Origin of the sequence: Nocardioides sp. GCM10030259 (assembly GCF_042666375.1) — a bacterium.
In the GTDB taxonomy this organism is placed as follows: domain Bacteria; phylum Actinomycetota; class Actinomycetes; order Propionibacteriales; family Nocardioidaceae; genus Nocardioides.
This window is the reverse complement of sequence record NZ_JBHTDF010000008.1, coordinates 56,354-77,024: the sequence shown is the minus strand read 5'-3', so window position 1 is coordinate 77,024 and position 20,671 is coordinate 56,354. Positions and strand designations below refer to the sequence as shown.

General features: G+C 72.2%; 19 protein-coding genes. 11 read left to right on the top strand and 8 right to left on the bottom strand.

Features of this window, described 5'->3' with window-relative positions; genetic code table 11:
- Positions 1-132 precede the first annotated feature (132 nt).
- From kdpA to ACFQQI_RS08940, 5 genes are read left to right on the top strand one after another with little or no spacing between them, the layout of a single operon-like run.
- Positions 133-1,797 carry a potassium-transporting ATPase subunit KdpA gene (kdpA, locus tag ACFQQI_RS08960; protein WP_378561125.1) on the top strand — a complete coding sequence of 555 codons (1,665 nt, stop codon included), beginning with the start codon at positions 133-135 and terminating at the stop codon, positions 1,795-1,797.
- Positions 1,794-3,755 (top strand): potassium-transporting ATPase subunit KdpB, encoded by a 1,962-nt coding sequence (gene kdpB / locus ACFQQI_RS08955; protein WP_378561120.1) that lies wholly within the window; start codon positions 1,794-1,796, stop codon positions 3,753-3,755. The genes kdpA and kdpB overlap by 4 nt, the downstream gene beginning before the upstream one ends.
- Before the next feature lies 1 nt (position 3,756).
- Positions 3,757-4,371, top strand: coding sequence for a potassium-transporting ATPase subunit KdpC (gene kdpC, locus ACFQQI_RS08950; protein ID WP_378561117.1), 615 nt, complete (start codon positions 3,757-3,759; stop codon positions 4,369-4,371).
- A 2-nt stretch (positions 4,372-4,373) separates the two neighbouring features.
- Positions 4,374-6,854: a DUF4118 domain-containing protein gene (locus ACFQQI_RS08945; RefSeq protein WP_378561114.1), complete on the top strand. Its 2,481-nt coding sequence runs from the start codon at positions 4,374-4,376 to the stop codon at positions 6,852-6,854.
- Complete coding sequence (locus ACFQQI_RS08940) at positions 6,851-7,528, top strand: response regulator (RefSeq protein WP_378561111.1); 678 nt, start codon at positions 6,851-6,853, stop codon at positions 7,526-7,528. The genes ACFQQI_RS08945 and ACFQQI_RS08940 overlap by 4 nt, the downstream gene beginning before the upstream one ends.
- Here ACFQQI_RS08940 and ACFQQI_RS08935 read toward each other — a convergent pair.
- On the bottom strand, positions 7,496-8,326 hold the full coding sequence (locus ACFQQI_RS08935; protein WP_378561108.1) for an alpha/beta fold hydrolase: 831 nt from the start codon (positions 8,324-8,326) through the stop codon (positions 7,496-7,498). The two genes, ACFQQI_RS08940 and ACFQQI_RS08935, sit on opposite strands and share 33 nt — an antisense overlap.
- Positions 8,327-8,450: 124 nt before the next feature.
- Between ACFQQI_RS08935 and ACFQQI_RS08930 the strand changes: the two genes are divergently transcribed.
- Complete coding sequence (locus ACFQQI_RS08930; protein WP_378561105.1) at positions 8,451-9,344, top strand: class I SAM-dependent methyltransferase; 894 nt, start codon at positions 8,451-8,453, stop codon at positions 9,342-9,344.
- 2 nt (positions 9,345-9,346) lie between these two features.
- Here ACFQQI_RS08930 and ACFQQI_RS08925 read toward each other — a convergent pair whose 3' ends face one another.
- The 4 genes from ACFQQI_RS08925 to ACFQQI_RS08910 are packed head-to-tail and all read right to left on the bottom strand — an operon-like array spanning position 9,347 to position 13,085.
- Positions 9,347-9,553 carry a hypothetical protein gene (locus tag ACFQQI_RS08925; protein ID WP_378561102.1) on the bottom strand — a complete coding sequence of 69 codons (207 nt, stop codon included), beginning with the start codon at positions 9,551-9,553 and terminating at the stop codon, positions 9,347-9,349.
- 38 nt (positions 9,554-9,591) lie between these two features.
- A complete protein-coding gene (locus tag ACFQQI_RS08920; protein WP_378561100.1) occupies positions 9,592-10,161 on the bottom strand; it encodes an isochorismatase family protein in 570 nt (189 codons plus the stop codon).
- Between the two features lie 48 nt (positions 10,162-10,209).
- Entirely contained in the window at positions 10,210-10,962 is a 753-nt protein-coding gene (locus ACFQQI_RS08915) for an LLM class flavin-dependent oxidoreductase (protein WP_378561098.1), read from the bottom strand.
- Entirely contained in the window at positions 10,944-13,085 is a 2,142-nt protein-coding gene (locus tag ACFQQI_RS08910) for an ATP-binding protein (RefSeq protein ID WP_378562289.1), read from the bottom strand. Before ACFQQI_RS08910 ends, ACFQQI_RS08915 begins: the two co-directional genes overlap by 19 nt.
- A gap of 62 nt (positions 13,086-13,147) precedes the next feature.
- On the opposite strand from ACFQQI_RS08910, the gene ACFQQI_RS08905 reads away from it, so the two are divergent.
- Entirely contained in the window at positions 13,148-14,128 is a 981-nt protein-coding gene (locus ACFQQI_RS08905; protein ID WP_378561095.1) for an alpha/beta hydrolase, read from the top strand.
- 8 nt (positions 14,129-14,136) lie between these two features.
- Here the strand turns inward: ACFQQI_RS08905 and ACFQQI_RS08900 are convergent, their stop codons facing one another.
- Both ACFQQI_RS08900 and ACFQQI_RS08895 read right to left on the bottom strand, forming a co-directional pair.
- On the bottom strand, positions 14,137-14,364 hold the full coding sequence (locus ACFQQI_RS08900; RefSeq protein WP_378561092.1) for a hypothetical protein: 228 nt from the start codon (positions 14,362-14,364) through the stop codon (positions 14,137-14,139).
- A 62-nt stretch (positions 14,365-14,426) separates the two neighbouring features.
- Positions 14,427-14,867, bottom strand: a complete 441-nt coding sequence (locus ACFQQI_RS08895; protein ID WP_378561089.1) for a type IV pilin protein — start codon at positions 14,865-14,867, stop codon at positions 14,427-14,429.
- A gap of 225 nt (positions 14,868-15,092) precedes the next feature.
- Here ACFQQI_RS08895 and ACFQQI_RS08890 point away from each other — a divergent pair, with 225 nt between their 5' ends.
- From ACFQQI_RS08890 to ACFQQI_RS08875, 4 genes are read left to right on the top strand one after another with little or no spacing between them, the layout of a single operon-like run.
- On the top strand, positions 15,093-15,554 hold the full coding sequence (locus ACFQQI_RS08890; protein ID WP_378561086.1) for a GspH/FimT family pseudopilin: 462 nt from the start codon (positions 15,093-15,095) through the stop codon (positions 15,552-15,554).
- Positions 15,538-17,427, top strand: coding sequence for a hypothetical protein (locus ACFQQI_RS08885; protein ID WP_378561083.1), 1,890 nt, complete (start codon positions 15,538-15,540; stop codon positions 17,425-17,427). Before ACFQQI_RS08890 ends, ACFQQI_RS08885 begins: the two co-directional genes overlap by 17 nt.
- Positions 17,424-18,062, top strand: a complete 639-nt coding sequence (locus ACFQQI_RS08880) for a PilW family protein (RefSeq protein WP_378561080.1) — start codon at positions 17,424-17,426, stop codon at positions 18,060-18,062. Before ACFQQI_RS08885 ends, ACFQQI_RS08880 begins: the two co-directional genes overlap by 4 nt.
- A gap of 1 nt (position 18,063) precedes the next feature.
- The gene (locus ACFQQI_RS08875; RefSeq protein WP_378561077.1) at positions 18,064-19,425 is read left to right on the top strand and encodes a hypothetical protein; all 1,362 of its coding nucleotides are present in this window, start codon (positions 18,064-18,066) and stop codon (positions 19,423-19,425) included.
- Positions 19,426-19,452: 27 nt separating this feature from the next.
- Here the strand turns inward: ACFQQI_RS08875 and ACFQQI_RS08870 are convergent, their stop codons facing one another.
- A complete protein-coding gene (locus tag ACFQQI_RS08870) occupies positions 19,453-20,670 on the bottom strand; it encodes a type II secretion system F family protein (RefSeq protein WP_378561074.1) in 1,218 nt (405 codons plus the stop codon).
- Position 20,671 lies beyond the last annotated feature (1 nt).

Below are 20,671 nucleotides of genomic sequence, written 5' to 3'. Positions count from 1 at the left end.
AAGAGAGCGGGATCAGCGCCATCGGCAGACCTATGACTGAGGCGTGTCCGATGTCATCTACGTGCTGCTGACCCTCCTGGTCTTCGGGCTGCTCGCCGTCTCGGTGGGCGTCCTGGATCGGAGGCTCTCGAAGTGAGCAGCCTCGCTCCCGCCCTCGGCCAGATCGCGGTGCTCGTCATCGCGCTCGCCGTCGCGGTCCCATTCCTCGGGCGGTACCTCGCCCACGTCTACACCTCGCGCAGGCACCTCACGGTCGAGCGCGCGTCGTACCGGCTGCTGCGCGTCGACCCCGACGCCGACCAGCACTGGAAGGCCTACGCCATGTCGGTGCTGGGGTTTTCGCTCGCGAGCCTCCTGGTGCTCTACGCGCTCGGTCGGCTCCAGGCCCACCTGCCGCTGAGCCTCGGGTACGCCGCGCTGCCGGCCGACGGCGCGTGGAACACCGCGGTCTCCTTCGTCACGAACACGAACTGGCAGTGGTACTCCGGCGAGTCGACCGTCGGCCACCTCTTCCAGATGTCCGGCCTGACCGTGCAGAACTTCGTCTCGGCGGCCGTCGGCATGGCCGTCGCGGCGGCCTTCGCTCGAGGCCTCGCCCGCAACCTGGCCGGGGGACGGGTCGGCAACTTCTGGGCGGACCTGGTCCGCGGCGTGATCCGGGTGCTGCTGCCGATCGCGGTCGTCTCGGCGGTGCTGCTGGTCGCGTGCGGTGCGATCCAGAACCTGATGGGCACCCGCACCGTCGAGGCGCTCACCGGCGGGACCCAGCAGATCACCGGCGGGCCGGTCGCGAGCCAGGAGGTGATCAAGCAGCTCGGCACCAACGGCGGCGGCTTCTACAACGTCAACGCCGCCCACCCGTTCAAGAACCCGACGCCGTTCACCGATCTCCTCCAGATCTTCCTGATGCTGGTGATCCCGTTCGCGATGGCGTGGGCGTTCGGCCTCATCGTCAGGGACCGCCGGCAGGGCATCGCCGTGCTGTCGGTGATGGCGCTGCTGCTCGGCGTCGCGATCTCGCTGCTGACCTGGGCGGAGATGGCCGGACCCGGGCTCGCACCGGCCGCCGCCGGCGGCGCGATGGAGGGCAAGGAGGTCCGCTTCGGCACCGCCGCATCGGCGTTGTACGCCGCGGCGACCACCGGCACCTCGACGGGCGCGGTGAACTCCATGCACGACTCGCTGACGGCACCCGGAGGCGGCGTCGCGATGTTCAACATGATGCTGGGCGAGATCGCGCCCGGCGGCGTGGGCTCCGGCCTCTACGGCATGCTGATGCTGGCGATCGTCACGGTCTTCCTGTCCGGTCTGATGGTCGGGCGCACGCCGGAGTACCTCGGCAAGAAGATCGGCCAGCGCGAGATCGTGCTCGTCGCCCTCTACGTGCTGGCCACGCCCGTGCTCGTGCTGACCGGCATCGCGGTCGCGATCACGGCGCAGGACGGACTCGCCGGCCTCCAGGAGAGCGGACCACACGGGCTCTCCGAGGCGTTGTACGCCGTCACGTCGGCTGCGAACAACAACGGCTCGGCGTTCGGCGGACTGACCTCGGGTACGCCGTTCTGGAACACGCTGCTCGGGCTGCTGATGCTGATCGGCCGCTTCCTGCCGATGGTCCTCGTCCTCGCCCTCGCCGGGCGGTTCGCCGCCCAGCAGCAGCTGCCGCCGAGCGCCGGCACCCTCCCCACCACCAAGCCACTGTTCGTGGCGCTCCTCTCGGGCGTCGCCCTGGTCGTGGTCGGTCTGACCTACGTGCCCGTGCTCGCCCTCGGCCCGATCGCGGAGTCCCTCTCGTGAACCTGAAGATCCGACAGGCGCTACCCGGCGCCGTACGCAAGCTCGACCCGCGCGAGCTCTGGAAGACCCCAGTCATGCTCGTCGTCGAGATCGGCGCGGTCGCGACGACGGTGCTGGCGGCGCTCGAGCCGAGCACCATGGGCTGGATCGTCACGGTCTGGCTCTGGCTGACCGTCCTCTTCGGCACCCTCGCCGAGTCCGTCGCCGAGGGCCGCGGCAAGGCCCAGGCGGCCAGCCTGCGGGCACTCCAGCAGGAGACCACCGCCCGACGCCGCCGCTCCGACGGTGGGTACGACGAGGTGCCGAGCACCGCGCTGCGGGTCGGGGACGTCGTCCTCGTGGCGGCGGGGGAGCGGATCCCGGGCGACGGCGACGTGATCGAGGGCGTCGCCTCGGTCGACGAGTCGGCCGTGACCGGCGAGTCCGCGCCGGTGATCCGCGAGTCGGGCGGCGACCGGTCGGCCGTCACCGGCGGCACCGTGGTGCTCTCCGACCGGATCGTCGTGCGCATCACCTCCGACCCGGGGCAGTCATTCGTGGACCGGATGATCGCGCTGGTCGAGGGCTCCGAGCGGCAGCGCACGCCGAACGAGATCGCGCTCAACGTGCTGCTCTCCACGCTCACGGTGATCTTCGTGGTCGTGGTCGGGTCGCTCCACTTCGTGGCCGACTACAGCGACGCCCGCCAGTCGCTGATCGTGCTGACCGCGCTGCTGGTCTGCCTGATCCCGACCACGATCGGTGCGCTGCTCTCCGCGATCGGCATCGCGGGCATGGACCGGCTGGTACGCCGCAACGTGCTGGCGATGTCCGGCCGCGCGGTCGAGGCAGCGGGCGACGTCGACGTACTCCTCCTGGACAAGACCGGCACCATCACGCATGGGAACCGGCAGGCCTCCGAGCTGCTGCCGCTGCCCGGTGTCTCGCCCCAGGAGCTGGCCGAGGCGTCCCTGCTGTCCTCCCTCGCCGACGAGACGCCCGAAGGGCGCTCGATCGTCGCGCTGGTCGACGGGGACCGGCAGGTGCCGGCCGGCGCCGAGCTGGTGACGTTCAGCGCGAGCACGCGGATGAGCGGCATCGACATCGACGGCCGTGAGGTCCGCAAGGGCGCGGCGTCGGCGGTCACGAAGTGGGCCGGACGCAACAGCCCCGAGCTGGAGCGGCTGGTCGAGCAGGTGAGCACCACCGGTGGCACGCCTCTCGTGGTCGCCGAGAACGGTCGCCTCCTCGGGGTCATCCACCTCAAGGACGTCGTGAAGGACGGCATCCGCGAGCGGTTCGACGAGCTGCGGGCGATGGGCATCCGGACCGTGATGATCACCGGCGACAACGCGGTCACCGCGGCCGCCATTGCGCGGGAGGCAGGTGTCGACGACTTCCTCGCCGAGGCCACGCCCGAGGACAAGATGGCGCTGATCCGGCGGGAGCAGGAGGGCGGCCGGATGGTCGCGATGTGCGGGGACGGGACGAACGACGCCCCGGCGCTCGCCCAGGCCGACGTCGGCGTCGCGATGAACACCGGCACGTCCGCGGCGAAGGAGGCCGGCAACATGGTCGACCTCGACTCCGACCCGACGAAGCTCATCGACGTCGTCGAGATCGGCAAGCAGCTGCTGATCACGCGGGGTGCACTCACGACGTTCTCGGTCGCCAACGACGTCGCGAAGTACTTCGCGATCCTGCCGGCGATGTTCGTCGTGGCCTTCCCGGACCTGGACGTGCTCAACGTGATGCGGCTGTCGTCGCCCGAGTCGGCGATCGTCTCCGCGGTGGTCTTCAACGCACTGATCATCGTGGCGCTGATCCCGCTGTCGCTGCGCGGCGTGCGCTATCGGCCGTCGTCGGCCACGGACCTGCTGCGCCGCAACCTCCTCATCTACGGCGTCGGCGGCCTGGTGGCCCCCTTCCTGGGCATCAAGCTGCTCGACCTCGTCATCTCACTGATTCCGGGGATCTGACATGAAGGACATCCACGCACTCTTCCGCCACAGCCTCGCGGGGCTCCGGATGCTCGTCGCGATGACGCTGCTGCTCGGACTCGCCTACCCGCTGGTGGTCACCGGCATCGCCCAGGCGGTCTTCCCGTGGCAGGCCGACGGTTCGCTGGTCACGTCGACCGGCGCGCACACCAGCGACGCGGACGAGGCCGTCGGCTCGGCGATCGTGGGCCAGGCCGTCGACAGCGACGACCTCTTCCAGAACCGCCCGTCCGCGGCCGGTGACGGCTACGACATGCTCAGCACCTACGGCTCCAACCTGGGACCGAACAACGCCGGCCTCGTCGCCTCGATCGAGGAGCGCCGGGCCGAGATCGCCGACCGCGAGGGTGTCGATCCCTCCGAGGTGCCGCCGGACGCGGTCACGGCCTCGGCCTCGGGCATCGACCCGGACATCTCGCCGGCGTACGCCGAGCTCCAGGTGCCGCGGGTGGCGGCCGCCAACGGCCTCTCCGAGGACGAGGTGCGCGACCTGGTCGACGAGCACACCTCGGGTCGCACCGTGGGTGTGCTGGGCGAGCCGCGGGTCAACGTGCTGGCGCTCAACATCGCCGTGAGGGGACTGGCAGACTCGTGATCGTGGAAGAACCCCGCCGGGGACGGCTCACCGTCTACCTCGGCGCCGCACCCGGTGTCGGGAAGACGTACGCCATGCTCGGCGAGGCCCGCCGGCGCCACGACCGGGGCACCGACGTGGTGGTCGGGTACGTCGAGACGCACGGGCGCGAGCACACGGCCGAGATGATCGAGGGACTCGAGGTGGTCCCGCGGGCGGAGCTCTCCTACCGCGGCGCCACGTTCACCGAGATGGACACCGACGCGGTGATCGCGCGGCGCCCCGCGGTGGTCTGCGTCGACGAGCTCGCCCACACCAACGTGCCGGGGAGCCCGCGTCAGAAGCGGGCCGAGGACGTCGAGCTGATCCGGCGGGCCGGCATCGACGTGATCACGACGGTCAACATCCAGCACCTGGAGTCGCTCAACGACGCGGTCGAGGGGATCACCGGCGTCCGCCAGCGCGAGACCGTGCCCGACGAGGTGGTCCGCACCGCCGACCAGATCCAGCTCGTCGACATGTCACCCGACGCGCTGCGGCGCCGGATGGCGCACGGCAACATCTACCGGGCAGACCAGATCGACGCGTCGCTCACGTCGTACTTCCGGGTCGGCAACCTGACCGCGCTGCGCGAGCTGGCGCTGCTCTGGCTGGCCGACCGGGTCGACGACGCGCTCGACGACTACCGCCGCGCCCACCGGATCGAGCAGCCCTGGCCGGCCAAGGAGCGGATCGTCGTCGCGGTCACCGGCGGCCCCGAGAGCGAGACCCTGCTCCGCCGCGGCGCCCGGCTGGCCCAGCGCGCGGCCGGGTCGGAGCTGCTCACGCTGCACGTGATCTCCGACGACGGCATCGCCAACCGCGACGAGGACCGGATCGGCCGCGCGCAGCAGCTCGCCGCGTCGCTCGGCAGCAGCTTCCACTCGGTCTCGGGCGAGGACGTCTCGCAGGCGGTGGTCGACTTCGCCACCGGCGCCAACGCCACGATGATCATCGTCGGCATCTCCCGCCACGGCCGGCTGCGGCGCCTCTTCACCGGGACGACCGGTGAGCGGATCGCGTCGCTCGCCGGCACGATCGACGTCCACCTCGTCACGCACGAGCAGGGGGCGGCGGTCGGCCGGCCGCGCTGGTACGCCTCCCCGCTGAGCCGCCGCCGGCAGGTCGCGGGGCTCGCGCTGTCCGTGCTGCTGCCGGTGCTGCTGACCTCCGTCCTGCAGCTCTCGTCCGACCCCGACCAGCTGCCGCTCGACGTGCTGCTGTTCCTGGCCGTCACCGTGCTGGTCGCCCTGGTCGGCGGGATGCTCCCGGCGCTGGTGGCCGCCCTCGGCGGCTTCCTGCTGATGAACTGGTTCTTCACGCCGCCCCTCAACCGGTTCACGGTCTCCGAGCCGGCGAACCTCGTGGCGCTCGTGGTCTTCGTCGCGGTCGCCATCGGCGTCGCGAGCGTCGTCGACCGGGCGTCGCGGCGGGCGTCGGACGCCGTACGCGCCCGGACCGAGGCGGCCACGATGGGCGCGCTGTCGCGGTCGGTGCTGACCGGGCAGGACACGGCCGACGCCGTGGTGTCTCGGCTGCGGGAGACGTTCGCGCAGCGGTCCGCGTCGCTGCTGGAGCGGGGGCCCACCGGCTGGACCGTGATCGCGTCCAGCGGCGCCGCGCCCGCGTGCGCACCGGAGGAGGCCGACACCCGGGTGCAGGTCGACGACGACCACGTGATCGTGCTGTGCGGCGAGCCCCTTCGCGCCTCGGACCAGCGCGTGCTGGAGGCGTTCGCCGTGCAGACCGGGCTGGTGATGGAGTACCGCCGCCTCCGCGAGCGCGACGAACGCGCGGCGACCCTGGAGCAGGCCGAGGCCACGAGCACCGCGATCCTGCGCGCGGTCTCCCACGACCTGCGCACGCCGCTCGCGACGATGCGCACCGCCGTCGACGGGCTCGTCTCCGGGGCACTCGAGCCCGCCGACCAGAAGGAGCTGGTCGCGGCGGTCGAGTCGTCGACCGACCAGCTCGAGCGGCTCATCGACAACCTGCTCGACCTCTCCCGGATCGAGTCCGGGCTGCTCCACCCCGTGCTGCACGAGCGCAGCCTCGAGGAGGTGCTGCCCCTCGCCGTGGCCGGCCACGCCCCGGGCGCGGTCGCGCTGGAGGTGGACGAGTCGCTGCCGATGGTGCGGACCGACGCGGGGCTCCTCGAGCGCGTCGTCGCCAACCTGGTCGGCAACGCAGTCCGGGTGTCCGGTGGCGCGCCGGTGCGGGTGCTCGCCCATGTCCTGCCGGATGTCGTGGAGGTGCTCGTCGTCGACCGCGGCCCCGGCGTACCTCCCGAGCAGCGCGAGCGGATGTTCGAGCCGTTCCAGCGCCTCGACGACACCTCGACCGGTGGGCTGGGCCTCGGCCTTGCGGTCGCCCGGGGACTGACGGCGGCGCTGGGTGGGACGCTGTCCGCGGAGGACACGCCGGGAGGCGGGCTGACGATGGTGCTGGCGGTGCCGAGGGCATGAGCAAGGTCCTGGTGGTCGACGACGAGCCCGCCCTGGCGCGGGCGCTCGCGATCAACCTGCGCGCGCACGGCTGGGAGGTGGTCACCGCCGCCGACGGCAGGTCCGCGCTCGAGGCCGCCGCCTCCGAGCACCCGGACGTCGTCGTGCTGGACCTCGGACTGCCGGACCTCGACGGCACCGAGGTCATCGCCGGCCTGCGCGGCTGGACCTCGGTGCCGATCGTCGTGCTCTCAGCCCGCCAGCACGGCGAGGACAAGGTGGAGGCCCTCGACCTCGGGGCCGACGACTACGTGACGAAGCCGTTCGCGATGAACGAGCTCATGGCCCGGCTGCGCGCGGCCGTCCGCCGCGGTCAGGTGGTGCCGCCCGACGGGGCCGTCGTCGAGGCCGGTGACCTGGTCGTCGACCTGGCGCGCAAGAAGGTCACCCGTGCCGGCACCGAGGTGCGCCTCACCCCCACCGAGTGGGCGTTCCTGGAGCTGCTCGCCCGCAACGTCGGGCGGCTGGTCAACCGGGAGCAGATCCTGAGGGAGGTGTGGGGCCCGGGGTACGAGCACGAGTCCCACTACCTCCGCGTGTACGCCGCCCAGCTGCGGCGCAAGCTCGAGGCGGACCCGGCGCACCCCCGCCACCTCGTCACCTCACCCGGGCTGGGCTACACCCTGGAGCCGTAGCAGCCGGTCGAGGCTGCGGCGTACGCAGCCGGGGTCCTCGAGCCAGGGGAAGTGACCGTTGTCCGGGAGGACGTCCACGGCTGCGCCCAGGAGCTCGGCGAGCTCCTCGCTGACGGACACCGGCAGCGGGTCGCGGGCGCCGTGCACGAGGCGGGCCGGGACGGCGCAGCCACGGAGCCGGCCGGGGAGTGCGGGCATCTCGGTGCGGATCGAGGCCCAGGTCTCGGCACTCTGCGCGTGGTCGGTCTGGGGGATGGGCTGCGCGGCGTCCAGGCTGGAGAAGTACGCCGGCCACGCGAGCTCCATCGACTCGAGCGCCTCCTCGTGCGTCAGCGGCCGCTTCTCCTCGAGCGCGCCGAGCTCGTGCAGGCGGGCCGCCGACGGACCCGGGAGCCGCCGGAACATCTCGGCCTCGAGGGCGCCGACGCCGCCGTCGCCGTACGCACCCAGCGCGTCCACGAGGAGGGCGGCCCCGACCCGGGCCGGGGCCTCCGCCAGCAGGTGGAGCACGAGGTGGCCGCCCCACGAGTGGCCGATGATCGCCGGCGCCCGCCAACCGAGCGTGTCGAGGACGTCGAGGACGTCGTCGCGCAGCGTCGGTACGTCGAGCGGCCCGGCCAGCGTCGACGGGGCCACGCCCCGCTGCTGGAACGACGCCACCCGGTGGCCGTCGAGCTCCGGGAGCAGGCTCTCCATGTAGTCGGTCATGCCCGGCCCGCCGTGCAGGAGGAGCACCTCCGGCCCGGATCCCGTGACCCAGCCCGCGAGCCCCCGGGAGCTGACGAAGTCCCGCCTCACGGCGCCACGCTAGGGCGACCTCGGATGCGGCGTCCACCGGCTCCTGAGCGACTCGCGCGCCGCCGTCGTTCGTTGCCGGTCGGCATCCGGTGTGCCACGATCAGGCGCACGGGGAGGGTTGAGGATGCCCAGAGCACGGCGGGTCCGGCGGATGGCGCGGAGTGCGCCGCGATCGACGACTGCTGCCGCCCCACCGCTGCCGCCGGCCCCCAAGACGGTCGCCGCGCCGGTCGCCGCGCCGCCCGGGGTGCCTCCGATCCTGGACGGCTACACCACCGAGGCACCCTCGGCCCAGCTCGCGATCGACGTCTTCGCCGGCGAGTGGTCGTCGACGTTCCCTGCCGGGTACGGCGACTCGGGCGGGAAGGTCCCGCTCTTCGAGGACCAACGGATCACCTGGCTGGTCGAGCGAATCGGTGGCGTCGAGGGCGCGTCGGTCCTGGAGCTGGGACCGCTCGAAGGCGGCCACACGACGATGCTCGAGCGCGCCGGTGCGACCGTCACGGCGGTCGAGTCCAACAGCAGGGCCTACCTCAAGTGCCTGGTCAGCAAGGAGGTCATGGGCCTGCGGCGGAGCACCTTCCTGCGCGGCGACTTCATCGCCTACCTCGAGCGCGAGCGACCGTCGTACGACCTCGTCGTGGCGAGCGGGGTGCTCTACCACATGCTCGACCCGTTCCGCCTGCTGGAGCTGATGGCGTCAGCCGCCGACACGCTGATGCTGTGGACGCACTACTTCGACGCCGAGGTGCTTGCGGTCGAGCCCTTCGCGCGGATGTTCACCCGGGACCCCGAACCGGTGGTGCGTGGCGGGCGGACCTACCTGCTCCATCGCCGGGACTACCTGGAGGCGCTGGGCTGGGGCGGCTTCTGCGGCGGCGGTGCGCCGTACGCGAACTGGATCGAGCGCGACGACATCCTGGGCTTCCTGGGTGCGCTCGGGTACGAGTGCGAGACCGCCTTCGACCAGCCTGACCACCCGAACGGCCCGGCGTTCGCACTGCTCGCCCGGCGGTGACTTCAGGCCGCGGTGGACCCGAGGATCTCCTCGCGGGTACGCCGCCAGGAGGCGGCGCGCTGGACGTCGCTGGCGAGGGCGGTGCTGGTCGAGCGGAGCTCCTGCTCGGCGCGGGCGCGCCAAGCGGCACCGTGGGTGCCGGTGAGGCAGGCGCGGAAGTCGTCGAGCCAGGCGGCGATCGAGGTCTGGGTCTCGACGGAGATGGTCATGCATCACCCATCGGCGACTTCCGCGCCTGCTTGAGCGTTCAGAACTCGATCGCGTCCGATGCCTCGGCCGAGCCCGACGCGCGCGCCGTCCGGAGCCCCCACGCGGCGTAGGAGTTGGTGAAGTTGATCTTGGTGCGCGCCGAGATCAGCTCGCCGCCGGTGTACTCCGCCGGGAACTCGCCGGTCGTGTGGCAGTCGGACACCAGGGTCACGTCGTAGCCCCGCGTCACCGCCCCGTGGATCGTCGACCGGATGCACGCATCGGTCTGCGCTCCGGCGACCACCAGGTGCTCGACGCCGAGCCGGGTCAGCACGTCCGTGAGGTCGGTCTCCTCGAAGGAGTCGCCGTAGCGCTTCTGCACGACCGGCTCCTCGCCGGCCGGCTCCAGCCCGGTGGCGAGCTGCCACGGCTCGGCGCCGCTCTGGAGCTCCTCGCTGTTGTGCTGCACCCACACGATCGGCACCTCGGCCGCGCGCGCCTTGTCGACCAGCCCGGCCGTCCGCGTGACCACGCCCTCGGCGTCCCAGGTGCCGTCGTCGGCCAGCACCCCGCGCTGGAGGTCGACCACCAGGAACGCCGTCTTCTTGCCCGTCCTCGTCTCAGTCATGGGAAGACCGTACGACCGACCACCGACATCGACCGGCCTTGATCCGGCTCAGCCGAGCAGGTCGAGCAGCGGCCGCGGGTCGGGGGCGTCGCCGGGCGCCTGCAGCACCACGGCGTCGGCTCCGGCGGCGCCGAGCCGCTCGATCCAGCCGGGCACGTCGTCGGCGTCCGGAGCCACCTCGGTGTAGGCCGCGAGGTGGGCGGCCGGCCCGATCGCGTCGCGCGCACGACGTACGACGTCGGGGTCGGTCACCGAGTCGAGCAGCACGCCGTCGGCGACCTCGCCGGCGAGGGTGACGGTGCGCGGTCCGCGGGCGCCCACGAGGAGCCGCGGCGGCTCCACCGGCGGCCAGTCGAGCGCGACGGCGTCGAGGTCGACGTAGCGCCCGGACACCGACACGGTCTCGCCGCGCAGCAGGTCGCGGACCGCCTCGGTGTGCTCGCGGAGCAGCGTCATCGGCGAGTCGGCCCGGGCACCGACCTGCGCCATCCAGCGCTGGACGCCGTGGCCGAGCGCGATCGTGAGCCGTCCCGGGAACAACCGGGCCAGGGTGGCGATCTCCATCGCGGCGACGGCCGGGTTGCGCAACGGCACCGGCAGCAGCCCGACGCCGACGTGCACGCGCGACGACCAGGCGAGGGCCGCCGCGGCCGTGGTCAGACCGCCCTCGAGGAAGCAGTCCTCCCAGAGCCACAGCTCGTCGACCCCGGAGGCGTCGATCGCCTCGACGACCGCCCGCAGGTCCTCGGGCGGCGACTGGGGCCGGAAGACGACACCGGTCGTCAGCGCACGGGCAGCCATCGGTCGAGCGTATCGGCAAGCCCGCTCGGCGAGATCGGCTTGGTGACGTAGTCGTCCATCCCCGCGTCGAGGCTGCGCTCGCGGTCGCCCGGGAGCGCGCCGGCCGTCATCGCGATCACGGGGGTGTGCCGCAGCGCGCCCTCCCGCTTCCGCAGCTCTCGCGTGGCCTCGTAGCCGTCCATCACCGGCATCTGCACGTCCATCAGCACCGCGTCGTACGTCGTGCGCTCCAGCGCCTCGAGCCCGGCGAGCCCGTCGTCGGCGAGGTCCACCTCGAACCCGAGCCGGGTCAGGACGCCCTCCGCGACGATCTGGTTGATCTCGCCGTCCTCGACGACGAGCACCCGCCCGCGTCGCGGCGTCACGTCGTCGGCCGGGGGAGCCGGCGGGTCGACCGCCGGCGGCGGCTCGGGCCGTGCGCCGGCACCGGCGGCCACCTGGAAGGGCACCGCGAACCAGAAGGTGCTGCCGCTGCCCGGCTCGCTCTCGACCCCGATCGTCCCGCCCATCGCGTCGATCAGCTGGCGGCAGATGGCGAGCCCGAGACCGGTGCCTCCGAAGCGGCGGGTCGTCGACGAGTCGGCCTGGGAGAACGGCTCGAAGAGGCGGCCACGGGTCTCGTGGTCGATCCCGATGCCGGTGTCGGAGACCTCGAAGCGGACCACGACCCGGTCGGGCGAGCGCGACTCGAGCCGGGCGCGCACGACCACCTCGCCGGACTCGGTGAACTTCACCGCGTTCACGGCGAGGTTGAGCAGCACCTGCCGCAGCCGGGCCGGGTCGCCGCGGAGCGCGGCGGGGACGTCGCGCGAGCAGTCGACCCGCAGCAGCAGGTGCTTCTCCTGCGCGGTCTCGGAGGTGAGCCCGACGACCTCCTCCAGCACCTGCTCCGGGTCGAAGTCGATCGTCTCGAGCTCGAGGTGGCCGGCCTCGATCTTGGAGAAGTCGAGGACGTCGGTGATCACGGTGAGCAGGGCGGAGCCTGCGGTGCGGAGGCCTTCGGCGTACTCGCGCTGCCGCCGGTCGAGGTCCGTCGCGAGCAGCAGCTCGGTGAGGCCGACGACGCCGTTCATCGGCGTGCGGATCTCGTGGCTCATCATCGCGAGGAACTCGGACTTGGCGCGCGATGCCGCGAGCGCAGCGTCTCGCGCGGTCGCCAGCTCGGCGCGGGTCCGGCTCTCGGACCGCAGCAGGCGAGCCATCCGGGCGAAGGTCAGGGCGACGAGGGCGACCATGCCGACCAGGGCCGCGGTGGGGCGGGCCGGTTGGCCGATCACGGAGTCGAGGAGCAGCAGGCCGGGCGGGGCGAGGAGGGGCAGCAGGGCGAGGCCGAGCCTGCGGTACGCCGCGCCGATGTCGCGAGGGGCGACGGGCTGCAGCACCGGCGTCGTCAACGGGCGCAGCGTCGCGGCACCCATCAGCACCGAGCCGATCATCCAGCCGGCGTCCATGACCGGCGCGACCACGCCCTCCAGGGTCAGCACGTAGTACGCCAGGTCCGCCGCCAGCCAGCAGCAGACGCCGAGCAGGAACCCGAGCCCCAGCTTGCCCCGCGCACGTCGTACGGCGGCCAGGCGGAGGACCAGCGCGAGCAGCACGGCATCCGCGACCGGATAGGCGGCGAGGACGACGCGGGTGGAGGTGGCGACCGACTGGTCCGCCATCAGGGCGCCGATCGAGAAGCTCCAGAAGACCAGGAGGCACACCACGACGATGGTGAACGCGTCGATGAGCGGGTCGGGGTCGATCCGGGTGGCGCGGGTGCCGTCGCCTCGTCGGACGGTGGCGACCAGCAGCGCGGCGGCCAGGAACGGATAGCTCAGGAGGAAGGGGACGTCCGGCAGGGCGACGTCGGGCTCCAGTCCGGCCCAGGAGTAGGCGAGCCACCCCACGTCGCCGACCGCCGACAGGGTGAGGCCGGTCGCGACCAGGCCGGGCACGAGTCGTCGCTCCGGCGCGGCGCGGCTCGTGCCGCACCAGGCGAGGACGGGGCCGGCCCAGATGCCGAGGAGGTACGTCGCGTCGGCGACGGGACCGGTCGCCGACCGGACGTGGACCAGCACGAGGGCCAGCAGGGCGGCCAGGAGCAGGAGCGCCGGAAGCGCCGAAGCCCGCCGCGTCATCGTCACGCTCTCTCCCTCGGGGAACGGCCGACGCAGCGTCGGTCACCTTCTAGCATCGACGTGTGATCAGCACGTCCGAGCCCGCGCTTCGTCCGGGCATCCGCTTCCTAGATCGGCTGATGAAGTCGATTCCTTCGATGTCCGTCGCCCGGATGACACCGGAGCGGCTGGCGAAGGTGCAGAGCACCGTCATCCCCGACGGCGGGCCGGCCGCGCTCCTGCTCGGTCGCCCGCGCGCCGGAGTCGAGATCCGGATGGGCGGCTTCCCGGCTCGGCACGGCGACCTGCCGCTGCGGATCTACACGCCCCGGGCGTGGTCGAGGACGCCGCGCCCGGTCGTGCTCAACTTCCACGGGGGCGGGTTCGTGCTCGGCAGCGCCCGCCAGGGCGACTGGATCTGCAGCACGGTCGCCGCCGATCTCGACGCGATCGTGGTGTCGGTCGACTACCGGCTGGCGCCGGCGTACAAGTACCCCGCCGCCGTCGAGGACTGCTACGACGCGCTGCTGTGGACCGCCGCCCACGCGGGCGACCTCGGTGGGGACCCCGGCCGCATCGGCGTGATGGGCGACAGCGCGGGGGGCAACCTCGCCGCGGTGGTCTCGATCATCGCGCGCGACGAGCACGGCCCGGCGATCCGCCACCAGACGCTGATCTACCCGGCGACCGACATGACCGACGCGGCGCTGGAGGACGCGTCGTACGCCGCCAACACGCGCGGCATCGTGCTCAGCAACGAGGACATCGAGATCTTCCGCGACCACTACCTCGGCGTCGACGACGACCGCGCGGACACGCGGCTGTCGCCGATCCGCGCGGACCTCGCGGACCTGCCACCGGCGGTCGTGGTCGTGGCCGGGCTGGACCCGCTGCACGACAGCGGGGTGCGCTACGCGCAGGCGCTCGCCGACGCGGGGAACACCGTGCGGGTGGAGGACTTCCACCAGATGCCGCACGGGTTCCTGAGCTTCCCGTACTTCTCCCACGCCGCGCGCCCCGCGATGGCCGCGGTCGTCGCGTCGCAGCGGGCCGCGCTCGGCTGAACGCGGGGTCAGTCGTCGAGGAAGGCGATCTCCTGGAGCAGCGCCAGCGGCGGCGGCTCCGCCGTGAGTGGAGCGGCGAGCGGAGTGGCGAGCGGGATGGCCGCCTCGACCGGTGCCACGGGCACCGGCGCGGGTGTCGCGAGTGCGGGCTCGACCGGGGTCGGCGCGGGTACGGCGAACACGGTGCGCGCCACCGCGGCCAGCTCCATCAGGCGGGTGCGGGCGTCGTCGGTCATGTGAGCTCCTGGGATGGGTCCGGCCCGGGACCCGCGAACGGGCCCCGGGCCGGGTACTGGCATCAGGGGCAGGAAGGAGCGGCAGGAGCGTCCTGCAGTCCGCCCTCGAGCGAGTTGTAGATGTAGGCCATCGAGCTGGTCGTCGCCTTCGACGCCTTGGTGTTGTAGGCGTACAGGCAGTAGCCCCCGGCGGTCGCGGTCGACTTGAGCAGCACAACGGTGTTGCCGTCGCTCACGCTGAAGTCCTTGAGCTCCGTCGTGCCCGCGGTGGTGTCGCTGACGGTCTCGCCCGTGATCGCGGTCGTCGGGTTGTCGACAACCCAGGTCTCGACCGTGGTGGCCGCGTTCTTCAGGTCGGTCTTGAGGCTGGCGTCGACGCCCTTCTTCTGCTGGTTGAGGAAGAGGGGGATCGCGATCGCGGCGAGGATGCCGATGATCACGACGACGACGAGGAGCTCGATCAGGGTGAACCCCTGGTCCTTCTCCTCCTGGGACTTCTGCATCCGTGCAAGCATTGTTTCTCCTGGGGGTGTCGCACCTCCGGTCCACCCGGGGGTTGGCGCTTGAAGGCCCTATCGGCGACGCGCGCTGCGGGGCTGAGGAATTTCCCTGCAAGAAAATTGCACCGCGTCCGGCCGGTCTTCCTCAGGGCATCGCGCACACGGCCGATGTGACGGGTGTACAGGGACGCCCGTGGGCGGTCCGCCACGACTGCCGGAGGAGCGCCGGTGTCGCCACCCCGCGACGAGGGAGTGACACTGACCGAGGTGATCGTCACCATCGGTCTCCTCTGCGTGCTCATGGCGATCACCGTGGCCGGCTACCAGCGCTGGAACCGGGCGAGCGAGCACCGGGGCACCGCCCGCGAGCTCCAGTCCCTGCTCCGGATCACCCACCAGCGCGCGGTCACCGAGGGCAACGCGCTGTGCGTGCGGTTCGACACCGCGGCCGACACCTACACGGTGCTGGCCGGCACCTGCGCGAGCCCGGGGGGCACGGTCGAGGGCCCGTTCCACGACACCGACGACCTGGTCGAGCTGGACGCGCCGTCGTTCGGCGGCTCCGACGGCGTCACGTTCTACGCGCGCGGCACCGCCACCCCCGGCAGCGTCCGGGTCACGCGGGCCGGGTCGACGAAGGTCTACACCGTCGCCGTGGAAGGGCTGACCGGCCGTGTCTCTCTCAGCTGACCGCCGCCGGCGGAATCACGAGGACGAGGGCTTCGCCCTGATCGAGATCATGGTCGCCCTCGGCATCCTCATGGTCGTGATGGTCGCGATGCTGCCGCAGCTCGTCATCGGCATCCGCTCCAGCGACACCGCGGCCGGGATCACCCGCGCGAAGGGCGTCGCGCAGGGCCAGCTCGAGCGCATGCGCAACATGCCCTACCACGTGGCGCGCCAGTCCGGGCCCTACCTCGACGTCCTCGACCGGTACTACACCGACCGCACGGCACCGGGGGCGATCACCTGCAAGCAGGGCGCCAAGTACGTCGCGCCCACGACGGCCTGGAGCGGCTACGTCGACGGCGCCGCACGGTGCGACTACGAGCCGGCGACCGGCGCGTTCTACCGGTACGTCGTGCCGCACCCGTCGAGCGGGACCGACCCGAACGAGGGGTTCCAGGTCGTCGTCGACACCCAGTTCCTCGACGGCGCCACGCCGCCGGCGCCGGTCCCGGCGCCGAGTGGCTACAACACCCAGACCGCCGGCTCGGACCGGCCGCCCGCGTCGCAGATCGGCGTCACCGTCACGGTGCTCTACAGCCGCCACGGCTCGCTCCGGCCGGTCACGACGTACACCCAGATCGCGGACCTCCCGGAGGAGGTCAGCCGGGTCAAGGTGACGGCCGACGCCCGGGCGGTCGAGATCGGCTCGGTGCTCGACGCGCAGGGCGCCGTCTCGCTCGAGGCGGGCCTGCTCGACCTCAGTGGGTCGCTGGCCTTCGCCAGCGAGGCGGGCGCCGACGTCGCCGCCGTGTCGGCCGGGCTCGCGACCGGCGAGCAGGACGCGGGCGCCGCCACGACCCTCACCGCGCCCTCGGCCGCGGGGACCGCGCTCGGTAGCCCCGGGTGCCTCCTCGCCCTCGCGTGCTGGGGCAACACCCAGGTCGACCACGGCCCAACGTCGGCGTCCGGGGGCCTGCCGACCGTCGGGTCGCCGACCACCCCGGTGCAGGCGCGGCTGACGAGCGCGGAGCTCAGCTTCCACAACGGAGCCCCCTCCGACTACCGGCCGAAGCTCGGCATCGACGGACCGCTGGTCCGGGTCGCCGGCACGGCGACCCCGGCGGCCTCCGGCGTCACGTCCACGTGCACGCCGGGCAGCGGCGGGTCGGCGTACGTGCGCTCGACGGGTTACCTCACCACGACCGCGGCCTCGACGGTCGAGGCGTGCGCCCTGAGCAGCGCGACGACGATGGCGCTCTTCCCGACGACGTTCGCGCCGAACGGCGTGGTGCAGGTCGACCTCGTGCGCGCCTCCGCCCGCTGCGTGGTGAGCGGCGTCGGGCACACCGCGCAGGCACCGGTCGTCGACTACCAGGCGGTCGTGCGCTACCACGTCGGGACCGACCCCAACACCTACCAGACGGCCGCGACGATCACGTCGGCGACGGCGACCGACCTGCTGGCCGCGGCGCCCCTGTCGGTGGACGTCGACGGCACGGCGGGCGACCGGACCCTCGGCGACTACGTCGCTTCGTGGTCCAACCTCGACAGCGACGACATCGAGCGGACCAGCACCGGCGGCGTCTCGTCGGTCCGGCTGCCGGGCGTCGTGCACGTGACCAGCGTGCCGATGCGTGGCACGGAGACGACGCCGACCCCTGACCCGACTCCGACTCCCACCCCGTCGCCGAGCCCGACCGCGGATCCCTCGGCCACCGCTGACCCGTCGGGGACGACGAGCCCGTCCGCGACGACCAGCCCGTCGCCGACGGAGAGCCCGTCGCCGACGGAGAGCCCGTCGCCCACGGTGGAGCCGGTCGAGACCGTCGACCCGACCTCCGCGTTCACGTTCACCGCCGGCCTCGTCGGCTGCTCCGCCCAGGACGCCCGATGAAGCGCGACGCGGGCGTCTCGATGGTCGAGGTGCTGGTGGGGATGGTGCTCTTCGGCGTGCTGTCCACGCTGCTGCTCGGCCTGGCCATCTCGACCAACGCCGTCACCGAGGACACCCGCGACCGCGCCGGCGTCGCCGAGGAGGCGCGCACCGCGATGGAGCGGCTGACCCGCGAGCTCCGGCAGGCGGCCGCGATCGACCAGGTGACCCTGCCCGCCACGCCCGGGGGCGGAGCGACGGCGTTCACCTTCTGGGCGGACTTCGACGGCGACGGCCACCGCTCGAGCAGCGCGGCCGACCCCGAGGTGCTGACCTACTGCTGGAACCCCGACACAGACCGGCTCACGCTCGGCGCGCAGTCCGACTGCGACGCCGCGCAGCCGGTGCTCGCCGCGAAGGTGACCGACCTCGTCCTCGACTTCGACAGCAGCCAGTGGGCCTACGACACCGACGGTGACGGGGTCACGACCTGGCGCGAGCTGGACGCACGCGGAGCGCCGGTCGGCAACGGCGACGGCGTCGCCAACGCCCCCGAGCTCGCCCACGTCGACCTGCTCGGCGTGACGATGACCGTCGAGGACGGCGCCGGCACGCAGACCTACCACACCCGGATCGACCTGCGGAACAGGAGCTGAGATGCGCTGGACTCGCTCAGCCGGAGCGCGCCGCGACGACCGTGGCTCGGCGATGGTGATCACCCTGATGGTCATGTCGCTGGTCCTGGTGCTGTCGACGACCGTCGCCGTGCTCACCATCGACAACCTGCGTGGCTCCCTGCGCGCGCAGCAGGCGGGTTCCGCGGTCAACGCCGCCGACGCCGGCGTCGCGCAGGCGATCGGCTACCTGCGCTCGAACGGCGTGCGCGCCCTCAACCAGTGCTCCCCGGACTGCGGATCGGCCCTCCCGTGGGGCGACGACAGCGCACCGATGAGCGTCGACGTCGCCAACGACGGAGGGGCGGGGGAGACCTACCGCGTCTGGATCGAGAAGGTGCGTGCCTACCCCGACCACGACCCGGGCCGCTACGTCGTCCACTCGACCGGCACCGCGGGCGGCGAGGCCCGCCGTACGGTGAGCGTCCAGGTCGACGTCACGGCGACGACCTACCCGCGCGGGATCTTCGCGCGCAGCGTCAGCGGTGGCGGCAACGCGAGCGTGACCCACCAGAGCGTCTTCTCGACCGGATGTGTCGCACGGCGCGACCAGATCAAGATGATCCCGACCGAGATCGACCTCGCCTACGAGATCCCGGTCGGCGTGCACACCTCCGACTACATCACCGAGCAGAACGTGAACTCCACGCACTGCACACCGTCGGAGAAGAAGCTGATCCACGACGACGGGCCGTGCAACACGGCGTACCCGAACGACCAGGACCGGCTCGGAGCCAGCCTCGCGTCGACGGGGTGCGCGAGCGTGCAGACGTCGTACCCGCAGTACTACAACGTGCCCGCCCTCGGCGTCGTCGGCTCCCGCATCCCCGACGACGCGGCGCTCATGGAGCTGTTCGGCTTCCGGGACGAGCCCTTCACCGCTGACCAGCTCGACCAGCTGCGGGCGGTCGCGAGGGCGCAGGGCAACTACACGAACACCACGACTCCGCCCGACTGGAGCCCCGACGAGGCCCACGCGGTGATGTTCTTCGACCTCACCGGTGCGAGCGTGGGTGACACGGTCACCCTCAACAGCATCCAGGGCTTCACGTCAGCCACGACCTGCACGAAGTCGCTGGTCGTCGTGATCGAGGGCGGCAACGCCAAGCTCAACTCCAACCAGGACCTGGCGGCGGCGCTGTTCCTCACCTCGCGCGCGCCGAACGGGGAGGTCGTGAAGGCCAACGGCACCTCGGACTACCTCGGCACGATCTACGCCGACAAGATCAACCTCGTCGGCACCACGAACCTCTCGCTCGACGACTGCTTCGTGAACAACCCCAGTCCGTACCTGCTGGACTTCGAGGTCGGCGTCTACCACGAGGCCGACCGGGCGCTGAACTGATCGCCGACGACCTGGCCAGGCGGCGGGTCAGCCGATCATGTCGAAGATCTTGAACATCGGCATGTAGAGCGCGACGATCATCGACCCGACGAGCCCGCCGAGGACCGCGATCATCAGCGGCTCGATCATGGCGGTGAGGGCCTCGGTGGTGGCCTCGACCTCCTGGTCGTAGGCCTCCGCGATCTTGGCGAGCATCTGGTCGACGGAGCCGGACTCCTCGCCCGAGGCGATCATCTGCACGACCATCGTCGGGAAGACGTCGTGCTGCGCGAGCGGGCCGGCGACGGACTCGCCGCGGCGTACCGACTCCTTGACCTCGTCGAGCGCCCGGGAGATCACGACGGAGCCGGTGGTCTCGGAGACGATGTCGAGCGACTGGAGGATGGGTACGCCGGAGGACAGCAGCGTGCTCAGGTTGCGCGCGAAGCGGGCGAGCGCGAGCTTGTGCACGAGCTTGCCGAAGACCGGGAGCCGCAGCTTGAGCGGGTCGACGACGTTGCGCACGCGCGGGGTGCGGCCGTACTTGCGCCACCACGCGACGGTCGCGACGATCGCGACCGCCACCAGTGGCAGCAGGAACCGCATCGCCTCGGAGAGCAGCACCAGGATCTTGGTCGGCAGCGGCAGCTCGCCGCCGAGGTCCTCGAACATCCCCTCGAAGACCGGGACGACGAAGACCAGCAGGCCGACGCACATCAGCAGCGCGAGGACGAACACGACCGTGGGGTAGGTGAGCGCGGCCTTGATCTTGCCGCGGAGCTTCACCTCGGCCTCGAAGTTGTCCGCGATCTGGCGCAGCGCCTTGTCGAGGAAGCCGCCGGCCTCGCCGGCCCGCACCATGCTCACCATCAGCGGAGGGAAGACGGGCTCGCGGGCGAGCGCGGAGGACAGGCTGTGCCCGGCCTCGACCTCCTCCTTGACGCCGCGCAGGACGCGGCGCAGCTCCGGGTTGTCGACCTGGTCGGCCATGATCGTCAGCGCCCGCAGCATCGTCAGGCCGGCGTCGATCATCGTGGCGAACTGCCGGGAGAAGATCGCGAGGTCCTTGGTCTTGATGCGCTTGCGCATCCCCAGGCGGATCTCGCGCTGGAGGCCGACGTTGGCCGGGCGCACCTCGAGGGGCACGTAGCCCATCGACCGCAGCCGGTCCGCGACCGCGGCCTCCGAGGCGGCCTCGACCTTGCCCTCCACGAATCGCCCGTGGACGTCGCGGACCTTGTAGCTGTACGTCGTCGCGGCGGCCATG

What these genes read in the sequence shown, in the direction of transcription:
- kdpC (WP_378561117.1), top strand. Translation starts at nt 3,757, where the DNA reads ATGAAGGACATCCACGCACTCTTCCGCCACAGCCTCGCGGGGCTCCGG.
- ACFQQI_RS08940 (WP_378561111.1), top strand. Translation starts at nt 6,851, where the DNA reads ATGAGCAAGGTCCTGGTGGTCGACGACGAGCCCGCCCTGGCGCGGGCG.
- ACFQQI_RS08930 (WP_378561105.1), top strand. Translation starts at nt 8,451, where the DNA reads ATGCCCAGAGCACGGCGGGTCCGGCGGATGGCGCGGAGTGCGCCGCGA.
- ACFQQI_RS08925 (WP_378561102.1), bottom strand. Translation starts at nt 9,553, where the DNA reads ATGACCATCTCCGTCGAGACCCAGACCTCGATCGCCGCCTGGCTCGAC.
- ACFQQI_RS08920 (WP_378561100.1), bottom strand. Translation starts at nt 10,161, where the DNA reads ATGACTGAGACGAGGACGGGCAAGAAGACGGCGTTCCTGGTGGTCGAC.
- ACFQQI_RS08915 (WP_378561098.1), bottom strand. Translation starts at nt 10,962, where the DNA reads ATGGCTGCCCGTGCGCTGACGACCGGTGTCGTCTTCCGGCCCCAGTCG.
- ACFQQI_RS08910 (WP_378562289.1), bottom strand. Translation starts at nt 13,085, where the DNA reads ATGACGCGGCGGGCTTCGGCGCTTCCGGCGCTCCTGCTCCTGGCCGCC.
- ACFQQI_RS08900 (WP_378561092.1), bottom strand. Translation starts at nt 14,364, where the DNA reads ATGACCGACGACGCCCGCACCCGCCTGATGGAGCTGGCCGCGGTGGCG.
- ACFQQI_RS08895 (WP_378561089.1), bottom strand. Translation starts at nt 14,867, where the DNA reads ATGCAGAAGTCCCAGGAGGAGAAGGACCAGGGGTTCACCCTGATCGAG.
- ACFQQI_RS08880 (WP_378561080.1), top strand. Translation starts at nt 17,424, where the DNA reads ATGAAGCGCGACGCGGGCGTCTCGATGGTCGAGGTGCTGGTGGGGATG.
- ACFQQI_RS08875 (WP_378561077.1), top strand. Translation starts at nt 18,064, where the DNA reads ATGCGCTGGACTCGCTCAGCCGGAGCGCGCCGCGACGACCGTGGCTCG.
- ACFQQI_RS08870 (WP_378561074.1), bottom strand. Translation starts at nt 20,670, where the DNA reads ATGGCCGCCGCGACGACGTACAGCTACAAGGTCCGCGACGTCCACGGG.